1 rRNA gene is annotated in these 503 nt (G+C 52.1%); it reads right to left on the bottom strand.

The annotated features are described in order from the left end of the window. Positions 1 to 503, bottom strand: a 16S ribosomal RNA gene (locus tag QPK31_RS26130); the annotation flags it as partial.

Here is a 503-nt window from a genome sequence, read left to right as displayed (position 1 = left end):
TCCCTTTCGGGCACATCCAGATCTCTCCAGACTTCCTGACATGTCAAGGGTAGGTAAGGTTTTTCGCGTTGCATCGAATTAATCCACATCATCCACCGCTTGTGCGGGTCCCCGTCAATTCCTTTGAGTTTTAATCTTGCGACCGTACTCCCCAGGCGGTCTACTTCACGCGTTAGCTGCGTTACCAAGTTAATTAAAACCCGACAACTAGTAGACATCGTTTAGGGCGTGGACTACCAGGGTATCTAATCCTGTTTGCTCCCCACGCTTTCGTGCATGAGCGTCAATCTTGACCCAGGGGGCTGCCTTCGCCATCGGTGTTCCTCCACATCTCTACGCATTTCACTGCTACACGTGGAATTCTACCCCCCTCTGCCAGATTCAAGCCTTGCAGTCTCCATCGCAATTCCCAGGTTGAGCCCGGGGCTTTCACGACAGACTTACAAAACCGCCTGCGCACGCTTTACGCCCAGTAATTCCGATTAACGCTTGCACCCTACGTA

The sequence above is a fragment of the Massilia sp. YIM B02769 genome, from assembly GCF_030411995.1.
GTDB lineage: Bacteria > Pseudomonadota > Gammaproteobacteria > Burkholderiales > Burkholderiaceae_D > Telluria.
The sequence above is the reverse complement of the archived record's forward strand: the minus strand, read 5'-3'. Positions and strand labels throughout refer to the sequence as shown.